33 protein-coding genes are annotated in these 23602 nt (G+C 72.7%); 17 read left to right on the plus strand and 16 right to left on the minus strand.

Annotated elements, in window-relative coordinates; genetic code table 11:
- Positions 1 to 345 precede the first annotated feature (345 nt).
- The 3 genes from ACFWPI_RS17390 to ACFWPI_RS17400 all read left to right on the plus strand — a co-directional run bounded on the left by ACFWPI_RS17390 (position 346) and on the right by ACFWPI_RS17400 (position 1930).
- Complete coding sequence (locus ACFWPI_RS17390; protein ID WP_363586793.1) at positions 346 to 579, plus strand: hypothetical protein; 234 nt, start codon at positions 346 to 348, stop codon at positions 577 to 579.
- Positions 580 to 597: 18 nt separating this feature from the next.
- On the plus strand, positions 598 to 1407 hold the full coding sequence (locus ACFWPI_RS17395) for a helix-turn-helix domain-containing protein (protein WP_380375508.1): 810 nt from the start codon (positions 598 to 600) through the stop codon (positions 1405 to 1407).
- 79 nt (positions 1408 to 1486) lie between these two features.
- Positions 1487 to 1930, plus strand: a complete 444-nt coding sequence (locus ACFWPI_RS17400) for a hypothetical protein (RefSeq protein ID WP_380344182.1) — start codon at positions 1487 to 1489, stop codon at positions 1928 to 1930.
- A gap of 65 nt (positions 1931 to 1995) precedes the next feature.
- Here the strand turns inward: ACFWPI_RS17400 and ACFWPI_RS17405 are convergent, their stop codons facing one another.
- From ACFWPI_RS17405 to ACFWPI_RS17415, 3 genes are all read right to left on the minus strand, one after another.
- On the minus strand, positions 1996 to 3270 hold the full coding sequence (locus ACFWPI_RS17405) for an MAB_1171c family putative transporter (protein WP_380375510.1): 1275 nt from the start codon (positions 3268 to 3270) through the stop codon (positions 1996 to 1998).
- Positions 3267 to 3872, minus strand: a complete 606-nt coding sequence (locus ACFWPI_RS17410) for a ParH-like protein (RefSeq protein ID WP_380344187.1) — start codon at positions 3870 to 3872, stop codon at positions 3267 to 3269. Before ACFWPI_RS17410 ends, ACFWPI_RS17405 begins: the two co-directional genes overlap by 4 nt.
- Positions 3873 to 4057: 185 nt before the next feature.
- Entirely contained in the window at positions 4058 to 4504 is a 447-nt protein-coding gene (locus ACFWPI_RS17415) for a helix-turn-helix domain-containing protein (RefSeq protein WP_063352883.1), read from the minus strand.
- 348 nt (positions 4505 to 4852) lie between these two features.
- On the opposite strand from ACFWPI_RS17415, the gene ACFWPI_RS17420 reads away from it, so the two are divergent.
- The 5 genes from ACFWPI_RS17420 (at position 4853) to ACFWPI_RS17440 (ending at position 9243) form a co-directional block, all read left to right on the plus strand.
- Positions 4853 to 5494, plus strand: a complete 642-nt coding sequence (locus ACFWPI_RS17420) for a hypothetical protein (protein WP_380375513.1) — start codon at positions 4853 to 4855, stop codon at positions 5492 to 5494.
- A 173-nt stretch (positions 5495 to 5667) separates the two neighbouring features.
- Entirely contained in the window at positions 5668 to 6234 is a 567-nt protein-coding gene (locus ACFWPI_RS17425; RefSeq protein WP_380375515.1) for a hypothetical protein, read from the plus strand.
- Positions 6235 to 6286: 52 nt separating this feature from the next.
- Positions 6287 to 7186 carry a S1 family peptidase gene (locus tag ACFWPI_RS17430; RefSeq protein WP_380344193.1) on the plus strand — a complete coding sequence of 300 codons (900 nt, stop codon included), beginning with the start codon at positions 6287 to 6289 and terminating at the stop codon, positions 7184 to 7186.
- Positions 7187 to 7342: 156 nt separating this feature from the next.
- A complete protein-coding gene (locus ACFWPI_RS17435) occupies positions 7343 to 8341 on the plus strand; it encodes an aldo/keto reductase (protein ID WP_380375517.1) in 999 nt (332 codons plus the stop codon).
- 89 nt (positions 8342 to 8430) lie between these two features.
- Complete coding sequence (locus ACFWPI_RS17440; protein WP_380375519.1) at positions 8431 to 9243, plus strand: DUF4253 domain-containing protein; 813 nt, start codon at positions 8431 to 8433, stop codon at positions 9241 to 9243.
- A 60-nt stretch (positions 9244 to 9303) separates the two neighbouring features.
- On the opposite strand, the gene ACFWPI_RS17445 is transcribed toward ACFWPI_RS17440, so the two are convergent.
- Positions 9304 to 10197, minus strand: a complete 894-nt coding sequence (locus ACFWPI_RS17445) for a helix-turn-helix transcriptional regulator (protein ID WP_380375521.1) — start codon at positions 10195 to 10197, stop codon at positions 9304 to 9306.
- Between the two features lie 27 nt (positions 10198 to 10224).
- A complete protein-coding gene (locus tag ACFWPI_RS17450) occupies positions 10225 to 11031 on the minus strand; it encodes an SDR family oxidoreductase (RefSeq protein ID WP_380375523.1) in 807 nt (268 codons plus the stop codon).
- A gap of 441 nt (positions 11032 to 11472) precedes the next feature.
- Here ACFWPI_RS17450 and ACFWPI_RS17455 point away from each other — a divergent pair, with 441 nt between their 5' ends.
- Both ACFWPI_RS17455 and ACFWPI_RS17460 read left to right on the plus strand, forming a co-directional pair.
- The gene (locus ACFWPI_RS17455; protein WP_380375525.1) at positions 11473 to 11673 is read left to right on the plus strand and encodes a hypothetical protein; all 201 of its coding nucleotides are present in this window, start codon (positions 11473 to 11475) and stop codon (positions 11671 to 11673) included.
- A 121-nt stretch (positions 11674 to 11794) separates the two neighbouring features.
- A complete protein-coding gene (locus ACFWPI_RS17460; protein ID WP_380375527.1) occupies positions 11795 to 12364 on the plus strand; it encodes a GNAT family N-acetyltransferase in 570 nt (189 codons plus the stop codon).
- A gap of 66 nt (positions 12365 to 12430) precedes the next feature.
- Here the strand turns inward: ACFWPI_RS17460 and ACFWPI_RS17465 are convergent, their stop codons facing one another.
- A complete protein-coding gene (locus ACFWPI_RS17465; RefSeq protein ID WP_380375528.1) occupies positions 12431 to 12559 on the minus strand; it encodes a hypothetical protein in 129 nt (42 codons plus the stop codon).
- Between ACFWPI_RS17465 and ACFWPI_RS17470 the strand changes: the two genes are divergently transcribed.
- Complete coding sequence (locus ACFWPI_RS17470; RefSeq protein WP_380375530.1) at positions 12554 to 12790, plus strand: hypothetical protein; 237 nt, start codon at positions 12554 to 12556, stop codon at positions 12788 to 12790. The genes ACFWPI_RS17465 and ACFWPI_RS17470 overlap by 6 nt on opposite strands.
- Positions 12791 to 12944: 154 nt before the next feature.
- On the opposite strand, the gene ACFWPI_RS17475 is transcribed toward ACFWPI_RS17470, so the two are convergent.
- The 6 genes from ACFWPI_RS17475 to ACFWPI_RS17500 all read right to left on the minus strand — a co-directional run bounded on the left by ACFWPI_RS17475 (position 12945) and on the right by ACFWPI_RS17500 (position 16886).
- On the minus strand, positions 12945 to 13709 hold the full coding sequence (locus ACFWPI_RS17475; RefSeq protein ID WP_380375532.1) for a maleylpyruvate isomerase family mycothiol-dependent enzyme: 765 nt from the start codon (positions 13707 to 13709) through the stop codon (positions 12945 to 12947).
- A 254-nt stretch (positions 13710 to 13963) separates the two neighbouring features.
- Positions 13964 to 14770 carry a class I SAM-dependent methyltransferase gene (locus ACFWPI_RS17480; protein WP_380375586.1) on the minus strand — a complete coding sequence of 269 codons (807 nt, stop codon included), beginning with the start codon at positions 14768 to 14770 and terminating at the stop codon, positions 13964 to 13966.
- Positions 14771 to 15123: 353 nt separating this feature from the next.
- Entirely contained in the window at positions 15124 to 15336 is a 213-nt protein-coding gene (locus tag ACFWPI_RS17485) for a DUF397 domain-containing protein (protein ID WP_380375534.1), read from the minus strand.
- A 127-nt stretch (positions 15337 to 15463) separates the two neighbouring features.
- Positions 15464 to 15616 (minus strand): DUF397 domain-containing protein, encoded by a 153-nt coding sequence (locus ACFWPI_RS17490; protein ID WP_380375536.1) that lies wholly within the window; start codon positions 15614 to 15616, stop codon positions 15464 to 15466.
- A 236-nt stretch (positions 15617 to 15852) separates the two neighbouring features.
- Complete coding sequence (locus ACFWPI_RS17495; protein WP_380375538.1) at positions 15853 to 16059, minus strand: DUF397 domain-containing protein; 207 nt, start codon at positions 16057 to 16059, stop codon at positions 15853 to 15855.
- Positions 16044 to 16886 carry a helix-turn-helix transcriptional regulator gene (locus ACFWPI_RS17500; protein WP_380375540.1) on the minus strand — a complete coding sequence of 281 codons (843 nt, stop codon included), beginning with the start codon at positions 16884 to 16886 and terminating at the stop codon, positions 16044 to 16046. Before ACFWPI_RS17500 ends, ACFWPI_RS17495 begins: the two co-directional genes overlap by 16 nt.
- A 116-nt stretch (positions 16887 to 17002) precedes the next feature.
- On the opposite strand from ACFWPI_RS17500, the gene ACFWPI_RS17505 reads away from it, so the two are divergent.
- The 3 genes from ACFWPI_RS17505 (at position 17003) to ACFWPI_RS17515 (ending at position 17993) form a co-directional block, all read left to right on the plus strand.
- Positions 17003 to 17200, plus strand: coding sequence for a hypothetical protein (locus ACFWPI_RS17505; protein WP_380375542.1), 198 nt, complete (start codon positions 17003 to 17005; stop codon positions 17198 to 17200).
- Positions 17201 to 17211: 11 nt separating this feature from the next.
- Positions 17212 to 17451: a hypothetical protein gene (locus ACFWPI_RS17510; RefSeq protein ID WP_380375543.1), complete on the plus strand. Its 240-nt coding sequence runs from the start codon at positions 17212 to 17214 to the stop codon at positions 17449 to 17451.
- A gap of 74 nt (positions 17452 to 17525) precedes the next feature.
- Positions 17526 to 17993 carry an NUDIX domain-containing protein gene (locus tag ACFWPI_RS17515; RefSeq protein WP_380375545.1) on the plus strand — a complete coding sequence of 156 codons (468 nt, stop codon included), beginning with the start codon at positions 17526 to 17528 and terminating at the stop codon, positions 17991 to 17993.
- A gap of 132 nt (positions 17994 to 18125) precedes the next feature.
- Here ACFWPI_RS17515 and ACFWPI_RS17520 read toward each other — a convergent pair whose 3' ends face one another.
- Positions 18126 to 19079, minus strand: coding sequence for a hypothetical protein (locus ACFWPI_RS17520; protein WP_380375547.1), 954 nt, complete (start codon positions 19077 to 19079; stop codon positions 18126 to 18128).
- Between the two features lie 275 nt (positions 19080 to 19354).
- Here ACFWPI_RS17520 and ACFWPI_RS17525 point away from each other — a divergent pair, with 275 nt between their 5' ends.
- Entirely contained in the window at positions 19355 to 19678 is a 324-nt protein-coding gene (locus ACFWPI_RS17525) for a DUF1330 domain-containing protein (RefSeq protein WP_380375549.1), read from the plus strand.
- A gap of 13 nt (positions 19679 to 19691) precedes the next feature.
- Here the strand turns inward: ACFWPI_RS17525 and ACFWPI_RS17530 are convergent, their stop codons facing one another.
- The gene (locus ACFWPI_RS17530; RefSeq protein ID WP_380375550.1) at positions 19692 to 20645 is read right to left on the minus strand and encodes an NAD-dependent epimerase/dehydratase family protein; all 954 of its coding nucleotides are present in this window, start codon (positions 20643 to 20645) and stop codon (positions 19692 to 19694) included.
- Positions 20646 to 20793: 148 nt separating this feature from the next.
- On the opposite strand from ACFWPI_RS17530, the gene ACFWPI_RS17535 reads away from it, so the two are divergent.
- Positions 20794 to 22188, plus strand: coding sequence for an ALF repeat-containing protein (locus tag ACFWPI_RS17535; protein ID WP_380375552.1), 1395 nt, complete (start codon positions 20794 to 20796; stop codon positions 22186 to 22188).
- A 51-nt stretch (positions 22189 to 22239) separates the two neighbouring features.
- Here ACFWPI_RS17535 and ACFWPI_RS17540 read toward each other — a convergent pair whose 3' ends face one another.
- Positions 22240 to 22527: a hypothetical protein gene (locus tag ACFWPI_RS17540; protein ID WP_380375554.1), complete on the minus strand. Its 288-nt coding sequence runs from the start codon at positions 22525 to 22527 to the stop codon at positions 22240 to 22242.
- A complete protein-coding gene (locus ACFWPI_RS17545) occupies positions 22517 to 22735 on the minus strand; it encodes a hypothetical protein (protein ID WP_380375556.1) in 219 nt (72 codons plus the stop codon). Before ACFWPI_RS17545 ends, ACFWPI_RS17540 begins: the two co-directional genes overlap by 11 nt.
- Positions 22736 to 23042: 307 nt before the next feature.
- Between ACFWPI_RS17545 and ACFWPI_RS17550 the strand changes: the two genes are divergently transcribed.
- Positions 23043 to 23564 (plus strand): peptidylprolyl isomerase, encoded by a 522-nt coding sequence (locus ACFWPI_RS17550; protein WP_380375558.1) that lies wholly within the window; start codon positions 23043 to 23045, stop codon positions 23562 to 23564.
- The last annotated feature ends 38 nt before the right edge of the window (positions 23565 to 23602 follow it).

Consider the following 23602-nt stretch of genomic DNA (forward strand, 5'->3'; position numbering starts at 1 on the left):
TTCCCGAGAATTTGGAGTAGACAGCGCCCCCGGGTTCCTGACCCGCAGGTCTGGATGACGCTGCTGCACATCGTCACATTCAGCCAGGACGGCTACAAGGGCGAGTTGCACAAAAATGCATCAAATTCCGGTTTCGAGTTCCTGAACTGCACTGATGTCACAGGGTTGTGACGAGATTGCGGGCCGGGCCCGGGATTCTGGCGCATCAATCTTCGCGATGTTCACCGAACCGATTGGGAATCACCCGTACGCCTGACAGAGTGTTGCGCGAAACGGGTTCCTCGCGTGACGCCAACCACCGAAGTTCCCGTCCGTTGGAGTAGACGGTGATATAGGAGGTCCTCGATGACGAGGAAGCGGAAGAAGAAGCGCGCCCCCGCCCACTGCGCCGCCGGCCACCCGGCGCCGCCGCGGCCGGGCCTGCCCTGGTCGTCCGGCCCCGTGCGGACGGCCGTGGTCGTCGTCGTGGTCGTCGTGGCCGCCGCCCTGGTGAGGACGGGCATGTCGGCGGGAGCGGCGCTCGAACTGGCCACCGGCGGACTGCTGTTGAATGCCAGGCTCCAGCAGGGGCGGGCCTAGAAGGAACGCCGGACCGCGATGGGACGCCAGGAGAAACCGATCGCGGCGACCGAGCCGGCCCTGGGTCGGCTCGCCGCGTTGCTGCGCGAGCAGCGTGAAGAGGCGGGGCTGACCTACCGTCAGCTCGCCGACCGGACCAACTACCACCCGACCACCCTGCAACGGGCCACCAGCGGCCGGACCATGCCGAACTGGGAGGTCGTCGAGGCCCTCACCCGGGCCTGCGACGGCGACCTCAAGGCGGCCCGCCGCAAGTGGACCCTGGCCAACTACTGGGCCCACGTCCCGCGCCCCTCCGGGACCCAGCGCCGGGCGCCCCGACGGCTCAACCCCGAGCAGGTCGACTCCCTCGCCGACCTGCGACGGGCGATGCACGAGATGCGGCGCAAGGCCGACTGGCCCTCCCTGGAGGAGCTGGACCGCCGGGCCCGGGCCGGGGGAGGGCGCCTGCCCTCCAGCACCCTGGCGCTGGTCCTCAGGGGTGAGGCCCCGCTGCGCAAGGCGGTGTTCCTCACCTACATGGAGGTCTGCGGGGTCAAGGAGGCCCGCCGCGCACTGTGGGCGGCGGCCTGGGAGCGGATGAACAACGCCCGCACCCCGGCACCGGTCAACTCCCGCACGTACCAACGGGAGTTCACCCGGGCCATGCAGTCCTCCAGCAGCGGCACCCCGACGGACACCCTGTTCAAACTGTGGGTGACCCTGCGCAACAGCCTGGCCGCCGACCGCGCCGAGGACGCCGGCCAACCCGGCCACTCCGGCCACTCCGGCCACTCCGCTGCGACGGGCCGCGACGGCACCGGCGGCGGCCCGCCGGTACTCGTGTGACCCGGTCCGCGGACGGGAACGCGCCACCAGCGCCCCGTCCGCGGACCAGCACCCACCCGCGCCACCTCGGGAATCAACCATGCCGACACCACCACGACAGCCGACCACCGCCAACGCCACGACCACCGCCATGACCACCGCCACCGGACCGGCGCTGGGCCTGTGGGCGCTGTACGACCTCCACCTGCGCCACTACCTCGACTACGCCGCCCTGCTGCTCCCCGCGGCCGACGCCCCGCTGGCCGTCCAGGGCGCCTTCGACGACCTCAGCGGCCACTGGCTCGACGCCCTGGCCACCGCCAGCCCGGCCGCCTGCGCCTGGCAGGCGGTCCGCCGACGCGTCTGCGCCCTGGCCGGCCCGCGCCCGCTCGGCCCGGTCGCCCACCTCACCGCCCCCCAGCAGGACGTCCTGCTGCTGCACCTGGTCCTCGCCCTGCCCGCCGCCGAGGTCGCCGCGCTGACCGGCACCGAACCGGGCGCCGTCCACGTGCAGTTGCGCTCGCTGGCGGCCGTCCGCCGGTAGCGGCCGCCGCCCTGGCCTGCTCCCGCCGTTCCACCGGCCGGGTTGCCCCCGGCCGGTCCGGCGGCTCACCGCACGGGGCTCGCGACCGGGTCGGGGTCGGGGGCGCTGGGGGAGGGGGCGGCGGCGCGGGCGCAGGCGCGGACCTCGGCGACGGCCGGGCAGGTGGCGTAGACGCGGGTGAGGTGGGCCAGGTGGTCGGCCTCGGACTCCAGGTCCGGCCCCAGGGCGTGCGGCGGTTCGGCCGCCGGGGCGGTGCGCGGGGTGTCGGGGTTGGGCCGGGCGCCGGCGGCCGCGCGTTCCAGTGCGGCGGCCAGTGCGGCGGCCTCGGCGGTGGCGTCGGCCCGGGCGGCGGGCGGGGGGAAGCGCGAGGTGGCGGCGGCGAGCCACCGCGGGGTGCGCGGGTCGAGGTGCTGGCGCAGGATCAGCCGGGCGTCGTGGATCTCGATGATCCGCCGGTACAGGGCGAACTGCGGGTCGCGCGGCGGCAGCAGCGGCAGCCGGCTGGCCGGGGCGAGCGCGATCTCCGGCAGCACGGTGTGCAGGTCCCGCCAGAGCGGGGCCAGCGCCCGGTAGCGGCGGTGGGCGCGCAGCCAGCCGCGGACGGCGGCGTGCGCGGCCGGCCACACCGTGGTGCCCAGGCCGGTCGCCAGCAGTGCCACGCACAGCAGGCCCAGGACGCCGCACAGGGCGTCCTCGGCGCCGGCCTGGGTGCCGGTGGCCGCCGCCTGGACGACGTCGTCGACGCCCCAGGCGTTCCACAGCAGGCCCGCGACCAGGCTCAGGGTGAGCAGCCGCAGCCCGCTGCGCTGCCGCCCGGGCGCGGCGGCGCGGGCGAGCCGGGCGAGCTGGCGCAGCAGGGCGGTGAGGCAGTAGGCGAGGTAGAGCACGCCGGCGGCGGTGTACCCGGCCAGCGCCAGGCGGGCGCCGGTGGAGGGCGCGGCGGTGAGGTCGGAGGCATCCAGACCCGGCGCGGCGGCGACGAACAGGACCGCCCGCACCCCCAGGACACCGGCCAGCAGGGCCAGCTGGCGCCGCACCGCGCGGCGAGCGGGCTCGGGCGTGCGCAGGACACCGGCCAGCAGCCGGATCGCGCAGGCCGCGCCGATGCGCAGCGTGTCGCCGAGCAGGACGGGCAGGGCGGGCGCGATCCCGAGCCGGTGCAGCCGGTCGGCGGCTTGGACGGTGGGCGGGGCGAGCAGCAGCAGGGCGGCGGCGAGCAGCGCGGTGGCGTAGCAGCTGTAGCGGGCGATGGCGCGCGGGTTGGTCCGGCGGCCGCGGGCGAAGTGCCAGGCGCTCAGGGCGAAGAACAGCGCGACGCCGTAGAGGACGAGGCCGCTCACGGACGCCCCGCCGCCCGGTCGCCAGCCGCCCGACCGCCCGCCGCCCGACCGTCGGCCGCCCGGTCGCCGGCGGGTCCGGGCCCGGGCTCGCCGGTGAGCAGGACGTCCAGGACGTCCAGCGAGTCCGGGTGCGGGGCGGGGCCGGGCGGGTGCGCGGCGTCGGCCTTGGCGGCCCGGCTGAGGATGAGGGAGGCCAGCAGCTCGGCCTCGCGCTCCTGGGGCTCGTCGTAGCCGGTGCGCCCGAGCACCCGCCGGACCAGGTCGGGGGACAGGTGCGGCAGGAGGTCCGCGGCCGGGCCGAGCGGCGCGGAGCCGGCGTGGTCCAGGAGCAGGTGGGCGATCTCGTGGACCAGGATGTGCCGGCGGTGCAGCGCGCTGGTGTCGGCGGTGTACAGGATGTAGTCCGCCTCCCGGGTGGACACCAGCAGTCCGCAGGGCGCGTTGGGCCGGGCGGCCACCGGCAGCAGGTCGATCGGCCGCCCCCGCCGGCGGGCGATCTGCTCCAGTAGCACGGTGGTGTCGAACGGGTTTGGCAGTTCCAGCTGTTCGGCCATCCGCCGGCAGCGGCGCAGCGCCGATCGGTAGCACCTGTCGTCCCGCACGCTGTGTTCCCCTTCTCGATCAGCGGCCCCGTTCCCCCCGATCTCCCGACCGCCGTGGTTCCGCCTCCGTGCCTGGCCCCCGTCTTCCTGGCCCCGGACCCCGTCAGCCCCGCCCGCGGCCCGCGCCCCCGTCCGCCCCGCCCGCGCCCCCGTCCGCGCCTGTGCCCCCGCCCGCGCCGCCGGCGTCAGGGCGCCGGGTGCCGGCGGGCCGCGTCCCGGCGGGCGATGACGTCGATCAGCTCGCTGACCGTGTCCAGGCCCTCGGAGGAGAGGCCGACCGCGCGCAGCGCCAGGCTGCGCACGCCCGCGTCGCGCAGCGCGCCGAGCAGGGCGAGCTCCTTGGCGATCTCCGCGCCCTGCCGCTCGTCGAAGAAGTACGCGGGCGGGACCTGGAAGAACTGGGCGAGCGCCTCCAGGTGGCGCTTGGTCGGGTTGTCCCGGCGCCCGGTGCGCAGCTGCCACAGGTAGGTGGTGGAGAACGACTCCCCGGTCGCCTCGCGGCAGGCCCGGGCCACCTCTTCGTTGGTGTACTGCTCGCGGTCGGGCCTGCGGACGGTGTGGAACAGCGCCTCGATCCTGGCCGCGAGCCCGGACAGTTCCACCGGTCCGTCCTCCCGGTTCGATTCCGCCATGGCCCGCCCTCCTCACCGGGGCCCCGCGCGTCTCCTCCTGGCGGGCGGGCAGGGCCGGCCAGGTCACGATAACCCAACGGCATCAGCTGGCGTGGATCACAAGATACCGCCAATCAACGTCAGTTGACCCCTCCACCGGTGGCTGACATCCTGGACCGCAGGCCGTCCGGTCGAACTGACTGGCCATCAAGTCCGTTCGTGTTAAAGACATTTGACGTTTCCCCCGGATCATCCGAATGATCTCGGCAGGCCGGTAGTGTGACCGACTCCCCTGGGACCACCAGGCATCGACACCCGAGACGGGACCGGCCGGCCCCACCGACGGCACGACATGGGAAGGGAGCGCCCGTGAACACGGCGCCGCGACACCAGACGGTGCGGCTGGGCTTCCTGTGGCGAGCCGCCGGCGCCCCCGTCGGCTGCGTGCTCGCCCTGGCGATGGGCGTCGTGCTCGCCGACACCGGGGCCGCCGGCCGGATGGGCGCCGTCCCCGCGCTGCTGCTGTCGAGCGCGGCCGTCCTGGGCGTGGCCCTGCCCGTCCCGTACGGCTTCTGGCTGCGCGCCGACGACCACGGCCTCACCCTCGTCCGGGCGTTCGTCCCGCGCCGCTACCGGTGGCGCGACATCCAGGGCCTCGCGATGGACGCCGGGCAGGACGCCGACTCCGGCGCCCACCGGCTCGTCCTGCTGCTGCGCCTGGCCCCGGCACCCCGCCGGACCGCCCGCACCGCCCGCACCGCCCGCGCCGCCCGCCTGTACGGGCCGGTCCTCGGCATCCTGGGCACCACCCGCGACGGGCTGCCGCGCGGCACCGAACCCCGCCGCCTCGCCGAACTGTTCGACCTGCTCCGGCGCCACGGAGTCCCCTTCGACGACCGCCGCTACGCCGACCTCGTCCTCACCGCGCACGGCTACCCGGCGCTCGCCCACACCGCCCCCGGCGAACCCGCCCGCACCGCCCGGCCCGCCGCCCGCCCCGACGCCGCCTGAACCGGGCCCGAACCGCCCGAGCCGGGTCTGTGCCGCCCGCCCCGGCCGGCCCGGCCCTTTGAGCCGCCCACCGCTGAGCCGCCCACCGCTGAGCCGCCCACCGCCCCGCAGCCGTTGACCCCGACGGAAGCGCGCCCGCCCGGACGGCGCGCCAGGACGTCAGGAGTGCGGCGATGCTCAGGTTCCACGGCGCGTGGCGGATCACCGTGGTCGGCAAGAACGCCAGCTTCGACCAGCGCGCGGTGGTGCGCGGCCCCTACGGCACCCGGATCCTGCCCGGCCGGGTCGGCGCCACCCTGGAAGTCGACGAGGACAGCTGGACGCTGACCCTGGAACACCACCTGTGGGGCCGCAGCTGGCAGCCGAACCTGCGCGTCACCCCCGGGCCCGTCACCGAACGCGACGGCGTCCGCAGCCGCCTGCTGACCAGCAACGACTGCCACTGGCCCGACAAGCCCCTGGACTACGTCAACTTCGTCGTCCGCCTCGACCAGAGCCTCGCCCCGGCCCCCGTCCTCGCCCCCGTCCGGGCCGTGCGCGCCGCCGACTCCCTGCAGCCCTCCGCGCCCCGGGCCATCCGCACCTCCTCCTCCGGCGACGTCGGCGACTTCGGCGCCCCCGCCACCCGGCCCGCGCCCGCCTCCCGGCCCGCGCCCGCCTCCCGGCCCGCAGCCAACCCCGCGCCCAGGCCGGCGCAGGCCCCGGGCACCAACGCCCGGCCCGCCGCGACCCCCTGGTAGCCCGCCGCCGGGCCCGGGGGACAGCCCCCGGGCCCGGCGGCCCGCTGCCCGGATGTCCCGGACGGGCGCCGCAGGGTTGGCTGGACGCATCCGAACCAACCGATCCGAAAGGCCGTCACCCGTGCTCCTGCGCAAGACCGTCCGCCGCCGCGCCGCCCGCGCCACCGCCGTCGCCGCCCTCGCCGCCGCCCTTGGCGCCACCGCCATGACCGGAAGCGCCCAGGCGATCGTCAACGGCCACGACTCCACCGAGCGCTACCCGTTCATGGCCACGATCCCGATGAGCGCCAAGCAGATAGCCGACGGCACCTGCGGCGCCACACTGATCGACCCCCAGTGGGTCCTCACCGCCGCCCACTGCGTCCAGGGCTACCCGGGCAGCGAGCTGACGCTCGACGGCACCGTGCGCATCGGCAGCGCGCACCGCAAGAGCGGCGGCACCGTCCGGGCCATCACCCGCACCGTCGTCCACCCCGGCTTCAGCTTCGGCGACGGCCAGACCCGCCCCAACTACGACGACCTCGCCCTGGTGCGCCTGGACCGCCCCGTCGCCCAGCGGCCCATCCCCGTCGCCCAGCGACCCGGCCCGCCCGGCACCCCGACCCGGCTGCTCGGCTTCGGCACCGTCCTCGACACCCCCAAGTACGAGGACATGGTCTTCCCGGACCGCCTCCAGGAACTCGACACCCGCCGCGCCGCCGCGGCCGACTGCGCCCCCGGCTTCGCCGGCCCCACCCGCCTGTGCACGACCAGCCCCACCCCGAAGGCCATGGCCTGCTTCGGGGACTCCGGCGGCCCGCAGATCCAGCGCGGCCGCGGCGGCCGCTGGGAGCTCATCGGCACCACCTCCGGCCCCGGCGCCCCGGGCGTGCCCTGCTCCGAAGGCCCGGGCCTGTACACCGACGTGCGCGCCTACGCCGACTGGATCCGGGCCACCATCGCCGCCGGCTGACCCGGCTGACCCGGCTGACCGGCCTTGGCCTGACTGACTGACCGGCCTGGCTGACCGGCGTATCCGGCCGACCGCCCGACCCCGGCGGCCGGATGCGCCGACCGACCCGACGGTAAAGTCCCAGGTGAGCACCGTCGCGCCCGAGGAGACCCCGCCATGCCGACCGACCCCGCCACCGGAGCCGCCACCGACCGCCCGCCGATCGCGCGGTACGGCCTGGGCACCGCAGCCGTCGGCCGGCCCGGCTACATCACCCTCGGCCGCGACGGCGACCTGCCCGCCGAACGCACCGTCGAGGCACTGCGCGACCGCACCCACGCCCTGCTCGACGCCGCCTACGCCGCCGGCGTGCGCTACCTCGACACCGCCCGCTCCTACGGCCGCGCCGAGGAGTTCGTCGCCCAGTGGCTCGCCGAACACCCCCAGGCCGCCGCCGAGGTGACGGTCGGCAGCAAGTGGGGCTACACCTACACGGCCGGCTGGCAGACCACCGGCGTGGCCGCGCACGAGGTCAAGGAGCACTCCACGGCGGTGTTCGACCGCCAGATCCACGAGACCCGCTCCCTGCTGGGCCCGCACCTGGACGTCTACCTGGTCCACTCCGTCACCCCCGACAGCCCCGCCCTGACCGACACCGCCCTGCACGCCCGCCTGGCCGACCTGGCCGGGCAGGGCGTGCGGGTCGGCCTGTCCACCAGCGGCCCGGCCCAGGCGGACACCATCCGCGCCGCCCTGGCCGTCACCGTGGACGGCCGCCCGCTGTTCACCGCCGTCCAGGCCACCTGGAACCTGCTCGAACCCTCCGCCGCCCCCGCCCTGGCCGAAGCCCACGCCGCCGGCTGGCTGGTCGTCGTCAAGGAGGCCATGGCCAACGGCCGCCTCGCCGGGCGCAACGCCACCGGGGACGACACCGCCGCACTGCGCGCCCTCGCCGCCCGCACCGGCGCCCCCCTCGACGCCCTCGCCCTGGCCGCGGCCGCCGCCCAGCCCTGGGCCGACCTCGTCCTGTCCGGCGCGGCGACCGTCGACCAGCTCGCCTCCAACCTCACCGCCGCCACCCTGCACCCCGACCCCGACGACCTGGCCGCCCTCGCCGTCCTGGCCGAACCCGCCCCGGCGTACTGGCGCACCCGCGCCGCCCTGCCCTGGGCCTGAACCACCCCCGCCGCACCGCGGGCCCGAACCCAGCCGCCCGGCCCCCCTGCCCGAACTCCCTTGTCAGTGACCGCCCCTACGGTGGCCCCATGACCTCGGACCTGTCCCGTCTCCTGCCCGCCACCCTCCCGCCCGGCCGCCTGGTCGGCGGCGAGGACGGGCCGGAGCCGCTGCTGTGGATCAGCGACGCCCCCGCCCCCGCCGGCCTGTGGCAGCAACTCCACCGCGCCCACCCGCAGTCCGGCCTGTGGCCGCTGCTGCTCGTCCCCCTCGGCGACGGCGCCGACTACCGCCCCTGGCTGTCCGGCGAACTCTTCCCGGCCTCCGCCTCCGACCCCACCCTCTACGACCCCGACGCCCTGCTGCGCCGCTGGTGGCAGCAGCTCGGCGGCACCGACGAGGACGCGCCCGAGGGCCCGCTCGACACCGAGGACGCCGCCGAACTCCACGCCGCCCTGGCCCCCTTCGGCCCCGCCTGGCCCGGCACCGCCCCCGCCGCGGCCGTCCCCGACGGCGCCCCCGGCATCGAGGCCCGCGGCCTGGCCGACGTGCTGCTGTCCGTACGGGACGCGCGCCTGGGCCTGGTCGAGGCGGGCAGCGGCGCCGAGGCACTGGCCGCCTGCGGCTGGAGCGGCCCGCTCAACCACGAGGACGACACCGCCAAGATCGCCGCCGTGCTCGCCGACTGGGAGCGCCGCTTCGGCGCCCAGGTCGTCCAAGTCGGCTTCGACACCCTGGAGTTGAGCGTCGCCGCCCCGCCCGCCACACTCGCCGAGGCCCTCCCGCTGGCCGCCGAGCACACCGCCTTCTGCCCCGACCTCGTCTTCCAGGGCACCGGCACCCTGACCGCCTACGCCGAAGGCCTCGTCGCCGCCCACCAGTGGTCGTTCTGGTGGGACTGACCCGGCACCCGCTCCCGCCACCGGGCCCGGGTCCACCGGACCAGAACTGAAGGGGTCGGGCTATCCGTTGTGTGCTTCGAGCTCGGTCGCCGGCGCTTGTTGGGTGGCCGCCCACGACGCCAGGAGCGCCAGATTGTCAGCGGTCGGTGTGCCCGCGGGTGCGGTGTAGACGTTGAGGTGCAGGCCGGGTTCGGCGGGCAGTTCCAGGGACTCGACGTCCAAGTCGAGCCGGCCCACGATCGGATGGCGCACACGCTTGCGGCCGGACCGGTGCAGCCGCACGTCCTGAGATGCCCACCGCTGCCGGAACAGCTCACTGGACGTCGACAGTTCGCCGACCAGGGTGATCAGCTCCTCGTCGTGCGGATTGCGGCCGGCTTCCATGCGTAGCTTCGCGGCCACTCCGCCGGCAATGTGGTCGTAGTCGACAAAGAAATCTCTGGCCGCCTCGGGGTTCAGATAGACGAACCGCGCCGTGTTCGCTGGCCGTCGCGAGTCGGCCAGCACCGGCGAATACAGCGCGCGAGCGAGTCGGTTCGTGGCGAGCACGTCGTAGCGGCCGTTACCGATCCAGGCCGGCGCACCGGAGATCGCGTCGAGCACCTGCTGCAGCGTCGCGCGCACCGTCACGGCAGGCCTACGCCGGCGTGGGCCGCTGGGCGCCGTGGACTGGCGCGCGAGGTGGAACAGGTGGTCGCGCTCGGCCTCGTCGAGTTGCAAGGCAGAGGCCAGCGCGTCGAGCACGCCATCGGAGGCGCCGGCGAGGCGGCCGCGCTCCATGCGCACGTAGTAGTCGACCGATACCCCCGCCAGCAGCGCCACCTCCTCGCGGCGCAGACCCTTGACCCGACGGTTGCCGCCGTAAGCGGGCAGGCCCGCCTGCGCGGGTGCGATGCGGGCGCGGCGCGAGCTGAGGAACTCCCGGATCTCGGTGCGCAGATCCATCGTGGCCATCCCCTCACCGTAGGCCGGTCCCGCAGTCTAAGGGGTGCCCGATGCGGTCGTCGCGATGCCGCCGTCCACCGGGATGACGGTGCCCGTGAGGTAGGACCCGGCCCGGCTGGCGAGAAACACGGCGATACCCGCCATGTCGTCGTCGCGGCCGATCCGGCGCAGAGGGGCCGCGGCCGCGATCGTGTCGCCGACGGCATCGAGCGTGGACGCCGTCATCCGCGACGGGAACACTCCCGGTGCCACCGCGTTCACCGTGACGTGCTGTGGGCCCAGCTCCCTGGCAAGCACCCTGGTGAGTTGATGAAGAGCCGCTTTGCTGCTGGCGTACGAGTAGTTGGGCGACTGGGCGACGTGGATGGCGGCGATACTGCCGATGTTGATGATCCGCGCGGGATCATCCGCGGTGCCCGCCCTGCGAAGTGCGGGGAGCAGCGCCTGCACCAGCCAGAACGGCGACTTGAGGTTGAGGTCGATCACCGCGTCCCAGGCCTCGTCCGGGAACGTCGCCAGCGGCTCGCGCCACATCGCCCCCGCGTTGTTGACAAGGATGTCCAGGCGTCCCGAGCCGGCCTCGACAAGATCGGCGAGGCGCTGACACTCGTCGTGCCTGGACAGGTCGGCGGGAATTGCTTGAACGTCGCCGAATTCGGACAGCAGCTGCTGCGCCTCCGCGCACGTGTCCGCCTTGCGTGAGCTGATGACGACGCGGGCGCCCGCCTGGAGAAGGCCGCGCGCTATCATCAGCCCGATTCCCCTGGTGCCGCCGGTGACAAGGGCGTACTTCCCGCTCAGATCGAAAAGTTCCGTGTGAGCGGTGAATTGGTTGTCCGCCATTGGTCTCCGTCTGTTCTGTCGTGGAAGAATGCGCCGACACGGTCGCGAATTCGGGGCAGCTGAATTGAACCGATGGGGTTAAAGCTGCGGTGTGTGTCCATGGTGACAGGCGTTTTGAACGTCCGGGAGACCCTGGTGATACAGGTACTGCGAGAGCCACCCTCGCCTGGCGCCGGTGGATGGTTCTTCCAGAAACGAAGAAGTGCCTTGCGACCTGCGATGATGGGGTCCAGGACCACATCAGGACAGGTCGGGGCGGGAGCTCATGGTGCCACTTCCTTCCGGATGCTTGAGGTCCTGGGTTGTGCGGCGCAGCCATCCGCGTAGGTGGATCAGTTGGTGCTGAATTCGCCGGCTCGGATGGCGGTCTGAAAGAGGCTCTGCCCGCGCTTTCGTGAATGATCTTCGAGGCGCTTGCTGCGGATTGAGTAGCCTCTCGCCATGACCGAGATCGAGCCGACCAATCCTCAGACCGAAGCCGACCGTGGGCGCGTGGCACTCTGGCTGGATCCTGGCGATCTGGCCTGGCTGGCTCGGCACTGCTGCTGCCCGGACGACGCGACCGAGGAGGTGAAAGACCGCTGCGGCCGTATCCGCTTCCGCGCGAGCGCCGCGCTGCACAAGAGTGGTCGAACGAGCTGACCACAGCCCTCGCGGCCTACCTGAAGATCATTCATGGAACTGCGGTCAGAACGCCACCCGGTGACAGACGCGGCCCGAAAACTCCCTGGACCGTCCGACCCGTCTCGGCCATGATCCTCACGTGGCCACCTACCTCGAGTCCGAGCGCCTGACCCTCCGCCCCTTCGCCGCCGCCGACGCGGACCTGCTGATCGAGCTGGACAGCGACCCGGCGGTGATGCGCTACCTGACCGGCGGCGCTCCAACCCCGCCAGAGGAGGTCCGCGGCCTCGCCATCCCCAGCATCCTCGCCGGCTACGAGCGCTGGAATCATGACCTCGGCCTGTTCGCCGCGCACGAGAAGGACGGCGGCGCGTTCGTCGGCTGGTTCTGCCTGCGTCCGCTGCGCAGCGGCCCGCGTGAGGAGGCCGAACTCGGCTATCGCCTGCGCCAGGCGGCCTGGGGCCGGGGCTACGCCACCGAAGTCTCGCAGGCGCTGCTGGCGAAGGGGTTCGCCGAGCTCGGCATCCGCATGGTCTGGGCCGAGACGATGACCGTGAACCGCCCTTCGCGTAACGTCATGGAGAAGCTCGGGATGACGCTCGCGGAGAACATCCCCACGCCGGACGACATGATGGCGGTCGAGGGTTCCGAGCACGGGGGTGTGCGGTACGAGATCACGAAGGAGCAGTGGGAGCGGCGGCAGGCGTAGGCGGCGCGAGGCGCGGCGCCCGTGGATGTGAAGTCATCGGCCCGCGCGGCCTTGTCTCATCACGCCCTATCGGGCATATCCCGGCAGCATCTTGCCGAACTCGTCGCTGAGCTCGTCCCTGCCTGGGAGGCGCAGCAGGAGTCTGCGCTGCGGGAGCGGCGCGGCGGCGACCGCCGGCCCGGCGTCAAGGTGCATGTCGACGAGGGCTACCGGGGCCTCGCCAACCAGTTCCCACGCCAGGTCACCGCCCCACCCCGCAAGCCGAAGAAGGACGCGACCCTCGGCGAGCAGCACGCCTGGCGGCACGAACGCCGAGCGCAGTCCTCCAACCGGATCTGCGTGGAACACGCCAACGCCGAGTACAAGCAGTGGCGCAGCGCTACACCGGTCGCCGCGAATACTTCGCCGAGACCCAAGCCGCCATAGCCGGCCTGGTCTCCGACCGGTCAGCCCGCCGGGCCACCCGCAAGACGAGCAAAGAACTCGTCCTCGCCGCCGACGCCCGCCCGACGTCCTGCTGATCAATCCCAGGCGGATTGCTCAGCCGAGCCTGCCCGGATTCTTATCGCTCCCCAAGCCGTCAGCCCCCGTTCTGCAGCTGCTGGAGCAGGTCGGCGTCGCCCTCCATCCGCAGCGAGCCGTTCGGGATGCGCATGTACATGAGCAGGGCCATCTCGCTCGCCGTGCCGTAGATGGCGGCGGTGGGCTTGCTCTCGGCGGCCTCCGCCGCGGTGAGGCGGGTGAAGCGGGACCCGGCGGCGTCCACCGTCTGGCGCCAGGAGCCGGCTTCGGCTGCGTGGTAGTCCATGGTGGCGGGCTCGTGCGGCCACGGGACCGTGACGGTGCAGACCGTGGCGAGGAACTCCTCGATGGCGTCGACCGCCTCGGTCGTCGGCAGCTCCTGCGGCGTACCGGAGGCCAGCTGGGCGTCGTAGGTGTGGATCAGCGACTCGTGGACGCGGCGGCGGGCCACGGCGGCCCCCGTGTGCGGCGAGGCCAGCGGCTCCCACCAGGCCCAGCAGGCCCGGTCCGGGCCGGCCTCGCGCAGAGCGGCAAGCAGCTGCTCCGTCGAGTCGGCCAGCCAAGCTATGAGGGCCTCGTGCTCCCTGGGCGCCGCCAGCCCGTCCTTGCTCGGCCGCTCGTCGCCCGGCGCGGTGTTCAGCACGATGTAGGCCCAGAAGCGGTCCCCCTCACTGAGGTGGTTCGCCAGGTCGTACAGCGTCCAGCCCGGGCAGGACGGGACGTCGGCGTCGAGGCTGGGGGCAGCGGCGACGGCGGCGCGGAACGCGGCGGACCGCTCGTCGATCATCTGCAGCAGGGTGGGGAAGGAGAATTGCTCAGTCACGCAGACCTTGTATCACCCGGACCGGAACTCTCGCACTCGATTTAAGGCCCCCCAAATGAGATGTCCTCTTAACTCCACTGCCAGCATGGCCAATTCACGACAACCTGATACGCGATGCCATCATTACACCTTGGGTAGCCTGAAGCTCTAACCTGGTTCGGTGTTCGAGGGCGCCGGGCCGGGCCGGCCGGGTTGCGGAAGTGCAAGGGCTGCGGGATCCGACTGAGGTCGGAAGGTTTGGCCGGGGTGGCACTTCAGCGTGCGGTGACCCAGTACGCCGCGAGCGGGCGGTTGCCATGCGGTGCGGCGACGGCCCGCAGGACGTCGCTCTGGCTGAGGACGAGTTGCCGTACCGGTTCGGACAGCGCGGCCAACCGTTCTCCTCCGGTGATCAGGTCGAGACAGGCGGCGATCTCCCAGTCCGCGTCCTGGAGTGCGTCGGTGTCGACCGGCCCGTCGCCGTCCGCTGTCCAGCCCGCCTCGGGCAGGAGCCGCAGCAGCGCCTCGCGGGAGAAGGACGTGCGGATGTTGCCCTCGCCGTGTGAGCCTGCAGCCTCGATCTGGCCCTGGATCAATACTGCGAGCAGGTGCGCGAGCTGGTCGCCGCAGGAGGGCGTCAGGTCCCACTCGGTGAACCACAGCCGCCGCGCCCAGGGTCGCACCCGGGCCAGCGTGTCGCGCAGCTGCCCGAGCGAGGCGAAGTACCAGGAGCAGTGGGCGAGCACGACGTGGTCGAAGGTGTCGGAGGGGAAGTCGACCGACGGGTCGCGGACATCCGTGCTGAAGCGGAAGTCGATGCGCGGCCCGACCGGGCTCGCCGCGAGCCGGGCCGCCGATTCCCCGAGCGTGACCGGCGCCCCGTAGGTCGGATCGGCGACATCGACGGCCACCACGCGTCCCTGGGGTCCGACAGCCTCCGCGAGGACGGCGGTCATATCGCCCTGCCCGCAACCCAGTTCGAGGACGGTGGATCCGGGCTCGATGTCCCAGCTCTCCACGAGTGAAGCGCGGTGGCGTGTCTGTGTCAGCTGAGCGTCCGGGCTGTGGTCGGCAGCGGCCATGGTCTTCACGAGCAACGGAATCCTGGCGTGGAGATCGAAGTGCTTCACACAATCCTCAGTGGCTATTCGGCGGACCGGTGAGGACGAGGGTATGAGACGCCCCTTGGCGGCGCCTGCGATTTCTCGCTCGAGTCCTGCTCACGACAACAGCAGATCCGATCAGACCTCAGTGAGAATCGGTCTACCTTCGGTGAGCGGGGACAGCGGCCGACGAGCGGCAACACCCACTGCGGCCTCGACGAGTTCACCGCTCCGTGCTCCTTCTTCCCATGCAGGCGAAGGACTGCCGGATCCAGAGCGAGAGTGTCAGGTGCCGCCGCCCCGGCCCGGGTCGGCGGCGCCGTCGAGCAGCATCAGTTGGTGCCGAATTCGCCGGTGCGGACGGCGGTGACGAAGGCCTGCCAGGCGTCGGCGGGGAAGACGAGGGCCGGGCCGTGGGGGTCTTTTGAGTCGCGGACGGGCATGACGGTCGGGAAGTCGGGCGCGACCTCGACGCACTGACCCCCGTCGGAGCTGTGGGAGGACTTGACCCAGTGGGCAGAGGACAGGTCGGGGCGGAAGCTCATGGTGCCAGTTCCTTCCGGATGCTTGGGGTCCTGGGTTGTGCGGCGCAGCCATCCGCGATGGCTGCGCCGCGCAGGTGGATCAGTTGGTGCTGAACTCCCCGGCTCGGATGGCGGTGATGAATGCCTGCTAAGCGGCTGGTGGGAAGTTGAGGCGGGGGCCGTCGGGGTCCTTGCTGTCCCGCACGCGACCTGGCTGGGCATCGTCCACCTCAATGCACATGCCGCCGTCGTTGTTGCTGTGGCTACTCTTCCGCCATCTCTCCTGGTTCCCTGCTGGCACGACCGAACTCCTGTGAGATGCGCCTGATCATCGCCCTGGAGCACCGGGGCGACAGGGCCATGGCCCTGAGGAGAGCATGACCTGCGGCAGGCGGCAACACCCTCTGCATCCTCGATGAGTTCACCGCTCCGTGCTCCTTCTTCCCACTTCCCATGCAAGCGAAGGGCTGCCGGATCCAGAGCGACACCGTCAGGCGCCGCCGCCCCGGCCCGGGTCGGCGGCGCCATCGAGCAGTATCAGTTGGTGCCGAATTCTCCCGTGCGGACGGCGGTGACGAAGGCCTGCCAGGCGTCGGCGGGGAAGAGGAGGGTCGGACCGTTCGGATCCTTGGAATCGCGGACCGGCATCACGCCGATGAATCCGTCGGCGACCTCCACGCACGTGCCGCCGCTACCGCTGTATGAGCTCTTCCTCCAGCCGGTGTCAGTCAGGTCGACATCCATTCAAAGTCCCTCCGTACCGCGCGGATCATGGCCACTGAGTCGGCCTGGCTCATGGCTTCGACTACGAGCCGATCGTAGTCGTCGACCAGCGCGGCAATCGTCTCAGTATCTCGATCGATGTAGCCTCGCTGCTCGATCTCGCCGTAAGAGAGCATTTTGCGTCCTGGCATGGTAAGGAGGTGCACCAGGCGCGTGAACGGCCTGTCCTCGCCTAGCGAGTACGGTGCCACCTGGATGATGATGTTGGGCTGCTTGGCGAGATGTTCGAGGTGGAGCAACTGCTCGATCATGGTGTCGCGGCCGCCAATGGGCCGCCTGAGGCAGCTCTCGTCCATCACCGCGTGCAGAAGTGGTGGCGGGGTGCGGGCGTGGATGTTTTGTCGGGCGAGCAGGAATTCGATTCGCTCCTGGGCCTGTTCTGGTGTGACGGTTCCTCGTCGGAGATTGCCCTGCTCCCAAGCGGTTGCATATGCCCGGGTCTGTAGCAGCCCTGGAATCACGTTGATTTCGAAGAGCTTGATCTTCTCTGCGCGGGCCTCGTAGTTCGCGTACTCGGGGAAGCCCGGCACCAAAGCTGTGTGGCGGAGCTGCCAGTACATCAGCAGCAGGGTCCCGCCCGTCTGCAGGATCTCATCGGCCTTGGTAGCAAACTTCTCACTCGGCGGGCGCTGCGCAAGTTCGACGAACGAGACGTAGGACGGGTGGACACCGATCCTGCGCGCGAGCTGTTCCTGCTTGAGGCCCATCGCCATGCGTGACCTGCGGAGTTGGATCCCGAAGGCGGCCCATGGAGATGACTTCGGGTCAATTTCCTTGATGTTCACCATGGCCGCTCCAACTCTCCGTGCTGTCGAGGTCAAGTCGTCTACCGCTTCCGATGCTAGGTGACGCCGGGCCACCATGTGCACAGAACGTGAAACATTGATTGCGGAAGGTTATTCCCATGGCCGATGCCCAAGTTCCCCGCCTCCACGGCTACGGCGTGCGTTGGGACACCGGGGCCCGCCTCTACCGGGTCCGCAACGAGCTCACCCGGGAGTGGTTGCGCCAACCGGACGGTGAGCTCAGCGGGTTCAGGTCCTTCTCCGACGCCTGGAGCGCCTGGCGCGTCTTCGAGGTCCACAAGCGGCCGGGGGAGTGAGCGTGTCCTCGATGCTCTCCCGCGTGACCGTCGACCAGCGGCGGCAGGCGGCCGACGTCCTGGACGACCTGACGGCCGTCCTTGCCCTGGGCGGCGTCACGCTGCCGTCCGTCGAAGTCGACTGGGAGCACGGCCGGTTGACCGGGTGCTACCTGGTGAATCTGGGCTCGGCCAGCCCGTCTGCGCTCCTGCGGGTCGTCGACCTGCTCCGCAAGGGGCTGCGCTACGAGCGCCTGACGCATGACGGCTGAACTCCTCGTCCGCCTCCTGTGGTTGGCGGGCTTCTCCCTCACGCTCTTCGCCGCTCTCAGGAAGTGAACTCCCGATGCAAGACCCCCGTCTGCTCGCCAAGCCGCCGGTGTGCCGGCTCGGCTGCCTCGTCCTCGTGCGCAACCCGCGCGGTGACGTTCTCCTCGTCGACCCGGACTACATGGACGGGCTGATCCTGCCCGGCGGCGCCGCGAAGCCGAACGAGCCCCCGCACCTCGCCGCCGCCCGTCACCTGCACGCCGAGACCGGGCTCGACCTCCGTCTCGCCGACGTCCTCGCGGTCGACTTCACCCCCGCCGACCGCTACCTGGAGCGCCTCAACCTCGTCTTCGACGGCGGCACCATTGCCGACAGTGCCCACCTCACCGTCCCGCCCCGGCACCGCAGCGGCCTGTTCGGTGCCCGCTTCGTCCCCGTCCGCCAACTCCACGACGTCATGGCGCCCTCCCAAGCCGCCCGTGCCACCGAGGCGTTGGCGGGCCGCGCGCTGCCCGTCCTCCTCCACGGACAGCGCGCGACCTGAGGACCGCCGCCGGGTTGGGGTGGTCAGTGCCCACATCGGCCCAGGCGGTGACGCGTTCGGCACTTCGGCACTTCGGCAATGAGAAGGGGCGGGCGCCAGGATCGGCGCCCGCCCTCCCGCGTCCGGGTGCGGTCAGCTCCAGGGGTTGGCCGGCTGGTCGGTGATGGCGGTCCAGAAGCGGGTGCCGGCGGTCAGGGTGCCGTTGGCCCACAGGCCCCAGCCGTTGGCGTCGTGGAACTCGGCCATCCGGAAGCCGGTGCCGAAGTAGCCGGCGCAGAGCTGGTCGGCGGCGGCCCGGCTGGAGAGCTGGCTGCCGGAGGTGGGGATGGTGGCCTTCACCTCGCCGCCGGCCCAGCTGTGGAAGCCGCTGGTGGGGACGCCGGCGGGGGCGGGGCGGCCGTCCTGCTTGAGGCACAGCACGGGCAGCTGCGCGGTGGCGGGGGTGTCGCCGCTGTACGCGTTGCTGCTGTTGTCGTTGCCGACGTGCACGACGTTGTCGGCGCGCTGCTCAAGGGTGGCCCAGGTCATGCCGTTGTGGGTGGCGACGCCGCCGAACAGGGCCACGTAGGTGCTGCGGTAGATGTCCCACTCCTGGTACCCGCCGTCGTTGCAGTCGAACATGTAGAGCCGCCAGCCGCCGCCGCCGATCCTGTGCTCGGTGTTGTCCAGGCACTGGGAGTTGGAGATGTTCTGCAGCCGCACCCCGAACAGGTCGTACCTCGACGTGCTGTCGGCCGCGGTCCACGGCGTGACCCGCCACATCTGCGAGGTGGCGTTGGCGACGCACTCGGCGCTGGAGGGGGTGTAGTCGGCGGTCAGGCAGTAGCGCTGGTCGTTGGTGTTGTTGAGGGTGTAGACGCTCGGCAGGCCCGGGACGGGCTTGAACACCCACTGGCCCGGGCCGTCGGACGGCGCGCAGGGACGCAGGTGCGTGCCCGTCAGTACGCCGTCGGGACAGCGCTCGGACTTCTGGTTGAACAGGACCGTCGAGGGGGTGTCGGCCGAGGCCGAGCCGCCCGGGACCAGCACCAGGCCGGTCAGGGCCAGCGCGATGCCGAGGACGATACGCCGGACTAGTGAACGCACAGAGCTCTCCAGGGAGGGGGACGACGAGGGGCGGCGGCCGGTCCGGAGGGCCCCCCGGGCCACCCGGTCCGTCCGCCGCCAGCGTGTCAGCGTCCGATCAACCGCCGGTATCCCAGCTTTCTGGGGGGTCGTCCGACACCCCGCCTGGTCAGGGGCGCGGCCAGGGGCGGCCCGGGCTACGTACCCCCTACCGATCCGCGACGGATTCGCCCCCTCCGCCCCCGCCCGTACCGTCGGAGACCACGGACACCGGACCAACCCCCAGGAGAACAGCGATGACCGCCTACGCGATGGCCCAGGTCCACTCGGTCGAGTTCGGCCCCGACATCGTCGAGTACCTCCAGCGCATCGACGCCACCCTGGACCCCTTCGACGGCCGCTTCCTCATCCACGGCGACCGGATCGAGACCGTCGAAGGCACCTGGGGACAGGACCTCATCCTCATCGAGTTCCCCGACCACCAACGCCTGCGCGCCTGGTACGACTCGCCCGCCTACCAGGCGATCCTCCCGCTGCGCACCCGCCACATGACCGCCGACGTGGTCTTCGCCCGGGGCGTGCCCGTCGGCTACCGCGGCGCCGACGCCCTCAAGCACTGACCGGCCCGGGGGCTCAACGCCCCTGCGCCCGCTCGCGCCACCACCGCACCGTCGCCTCCACCTGCTCCTCCAGCGCGGTCGCGCGCACCGCGAACGCGGCCTCGTAGGCGCAGGCGTCCACCACGAACGGGCGGTCGAACTGGTAACGGACCTCCCGCAGTTCACGCAGCAGCGGGGAGAACAGCCCCGCCGCGCCCAGCAGCGCCTGCGGGAGCCGGCGCACCGCGACCGGTCCGACGCCCGCCTGCGCGGCCAGCCGTTCCACCATCGCGCGCACCGGCAGCGCGGGGGCCGTCGGCACGTGCCAGGCCCGCCCCCAGGCCCGCTCCTCGCCCGCGACCTCGGCCAACGCCCGCGCCACGTCCGGCAGGTACGTCCAGCTGTGTGGCGCGTCCGGGTCGCCGAGCACCGCGATGTTCCGGCCCTTCAGCAGGCCCGGCATCACCCGCGAGGCCAGGTGCCCGCCGTCCGTCACCCCGGGGCCGAAGAAGTCCGAGGCCCGCACCTCGACCGCCCGGATCCGCCCGGCCCCGTGCAGTGCCCGCGCCTGCTCCCACGCCGCCGCCCGCACCCGCCCCTTGGGGCCGGCCGCGGCCAGCGGCAGGTCCTCGGTCATCGGACCCCGCACCGGCCCGTAGCCGTAGAGGTTGCCGAGCATGACCAGCACCGCCCCGGTGGCCTCGGCCGCCGCGCACAGCGAGGAGGCCAGCGCCGGCCACCGCGCCGCCCACTGCGGCAGCGGCGGCGCCGCGCAGCCGTAGATCGCCGCCGCGCCGCGTGCGGCCTCCGCCAGCCGCGCGCGATCGCCCGCGTCCAGCGCCACGTGCTCGATGCCGGGCACCGGAGCCCCGCCCCGTGCGGGGCTCCCCGCCCTGGTGACGACCCGTACGGCGTGCCCCTGCCCGGCCAGCAGGCGGGCGGTGGCGGCCCCGGCGGGCCCGTATCCGACAACCACGTGGAAGCTCATCCGCCCCACCCTAGGGTCTGGGGCTGCGCGGGTGCTGCGGGTGCTGTGAGTGCGGTGCGGGCGCTAGCAAATACTTGGTATGGCAACCGTAAAAGACGATCTATGCTGGCGGACGTTCACAATCTCTCCGCACAACGCAAGGTGCTGAATGAAGCTGCCCCGGGTGTCCGCCGTCGTCGCGGCCGCCGTCCTGGCCCCCACTGTCCTCTTCCCGTCGATGGCCTCCGCCGCCGACAACCCCCAGCCGGCCGGCGTCTCCGGCCCTGACACCGCGTCCAAGGGCACCGAGGACCAGGGGACAGGCCAGGAGGAGCACGACCGCGCCGAGGTGCGGCGCATCCTCGCCGACAAGGAGAGCGGCGTCAGCGTGCGCGAGGCCGCCCAGAAGGCGCTGAACGGCACCGCCGCCGACCTGCGGCACTTCCTGGACGTCGAGCTCCACGACCAGCGCGTGATCGACAACCGGGTGAAGGCCTACCAGGTCCTCGCCGTCGGCGGGCCGGCCGTCAAGAAGGCCGCCACGGCCGCCCTGCGGGGCGGCACCGCCGAGGACGTCGCGAAGTTCCTCAAGGAGGGCCAGTTCACCGCCCGCGCCGAGGACGAGGACCGCGCCAAGGTCCAGAGCATCCTCGACGACAAGGAGACCGGCCCGGCCGTGCGCGAGGCGGGGGAGAAGGCCCTCGCGGGCACCGCCGCCGACGTGCGGCACTTCCTGGACGTCGAGCTCGGCGAGCGGCGTCTGACCGACAACCGGGTGATGGTCGCCCGGATCTTCGACGGCGCCGGGCCGGCGGTGAAGGCGGCCGCCCGGAAGGCGATATCCGGCAGCAACCAGGAAGTCCTGGCCTTTCTGAAGGAGGGCCAGTTCATCGCCCGGGCCGAGGACGAGGCCCGCGCCAAGGTGCAGAGCATCCTCGACGACAAGGAGACCGGTCCGGGCGTGCGCGCGGCGGGGGAGAAGGCCCTCGCGGGCACCGTCGCCGACGTGCAGCACTTCCTGGACGTCGAGCTCCCCAAGCAGCGGGCCGACGACAACCGGGTGAAGCTCGCCCAGATCATGTCGGCCGGCGGGCGGGCCGTGCGCGAGGCCGCCGGCCGGGCGCTGGACGGCACCGACGAGGACGTCGTGAAGTTCCTGAAGGAGGGCCAGTTCACGGCCCGCGCCGAGGACGAGGCCGCGAACAAGCCGGCCCCGCAGCCGGCCCGGCCCGCCGAGCAGCCGCAGACCGCCACCGGCGCCCAGTCGGCCGTCCAGCCCGCCGCCCTGACCACCACGACGGGCACGACCGCGGACACGACCGCGGACACGACCGCGGGCACGACCACGGCGGGCACCACCGCGGGCACGACCACGGCGGGCACCACCGCCGGGACGGCGGCCACGGCCACCACGGGCGCCACCACGGTCACCACCCGCCCCGGCCAGCTCGCCGCGACCGGCACCGAGGGCCTCGGCTGGGAGGCCGGCGGCGCCGCCGCGGCCCTGGCCGCGGGCGCGGCGCTCGTCGTCGCCTCCCGCCGCCGTCGCTCCACCGAGAGCTGACGCCCCGTCCTGCCCCCGGCCGTGATGGTCGGCTGGGGGCAGGACGCATGCTCAGCCGTCGGGGCAGCGCTCGGCGATCATCCGGGCGAGTTCCGCGCGCCAGCGGGCCGCGTTGCCGCCGTCCAGCTGGCCGGCGAAGGCGCGCCGCGCGGCCTGCACCAGCTCCTCCGAAGCGTGCGGGTACGCCTCCCAGACCGCCCAGAGCGCGTTCTCGGTGTCCTCGTCCAGGCCCGTGCAGGTGAGCGGTCCGGTCCCGGACAGGGTCTTGGCCAGCACCGCCTCGAAGACCCGCCGCAGCCGCTCGTCGTCGCGCCCGCGGGCGGGGCGCTCAGCCACCATCGCCGCCGCCACCGTCGCCGCTGTCACCGCCGCTCAGGCTCCGGTTCCGGCGCCGGCTGCGCGCGGAGCGGCGCAGCAGGGACCCCGAGGCGAGCGTCGCGGACGCCACGGCGCGCACCCAGCGGGGGCCGCCGCGTTCGGCCCACACCACGCACACGCACCCGCCGACCACGATCACCAGGACACCGACCAGCACGGCACCGACCACGGCTCACCCCTCTCCCGTCCATCCCGTTTCCGGGCCGATCCTCTCAAGCCGAGCCGCCCGCCCGCGCCCCCGACCCGCCCGAAACCGGGTCGATCCGCCATGCAAGCAGACAGTCCGCTTGCCGTGCAGGAAAGTTGGTGCCGCGCGGCATTTGCCGGGGTCGGGGCCCCGCGCCGGTGTGACCGGCGGAAATCGCCCCCGTCCGACCCGCGCCCCGGCCCGGCGCCGGGTGCGGTCACGAACCCGCCGTGTGCCAGGATGCCGACGCTGATCCCCTCTCCCGACCACCCGAGCAAAGGAGTCCGCCATGGCCAAGGGCCTGTTCGCGACCCTGCACACCACCCTGGGCCCGATCCGGCTGGAGCTGTTCCAGTTCCACGCGCCGAAGACGGTCCGCAACTTCGTCGAACTCGCCGAGGGTGCCCGGGAGTACACCGACCCGCGCACCGGCGGGCCGGGCAGCGGCCCGTACTACGACGGCACGCTCTTCCACCGCGTGGTGACCGGCTTCATGGTCCAGGGCGGCGACCCCACCGGCAGCGGCACCGGCGGCCCGGGCTACGCCTTCGCCGACGAGTTCCACCCCGAACTGCACTTCACCAAGCCGTACCTGCTCGCCATGGCCAATTCCGGCCCGGGCACCAACGGCTCGCAGTTCTTCATCACGGTCGGCACGCCGGCCCACCTGAACCGCCGTCACACCATCTTCGGCCAGGTCGCCGACGCCGACTCCCGGGCCGTCGTCGACGCCCTCGCGGCCGTCCCCACGGACGGCGAACGCCCCGTCGACGACGTCGTGATCACCCAGGTCACCGTCGAGCGGCTCTGACGCCCGTCTCCCGGGAAGCCCTGCGCCCGTCGTCCGGC

Source organism: Kitasatospora sp. NPDC058492 (genome assembly GCF_042720685.1).
Classification (GTDB): domain Bacteria; phylum Actinomycetota; class Actinomycetes; order Streptomycetales; family Streptomycetaceae; genus Kitasatospora.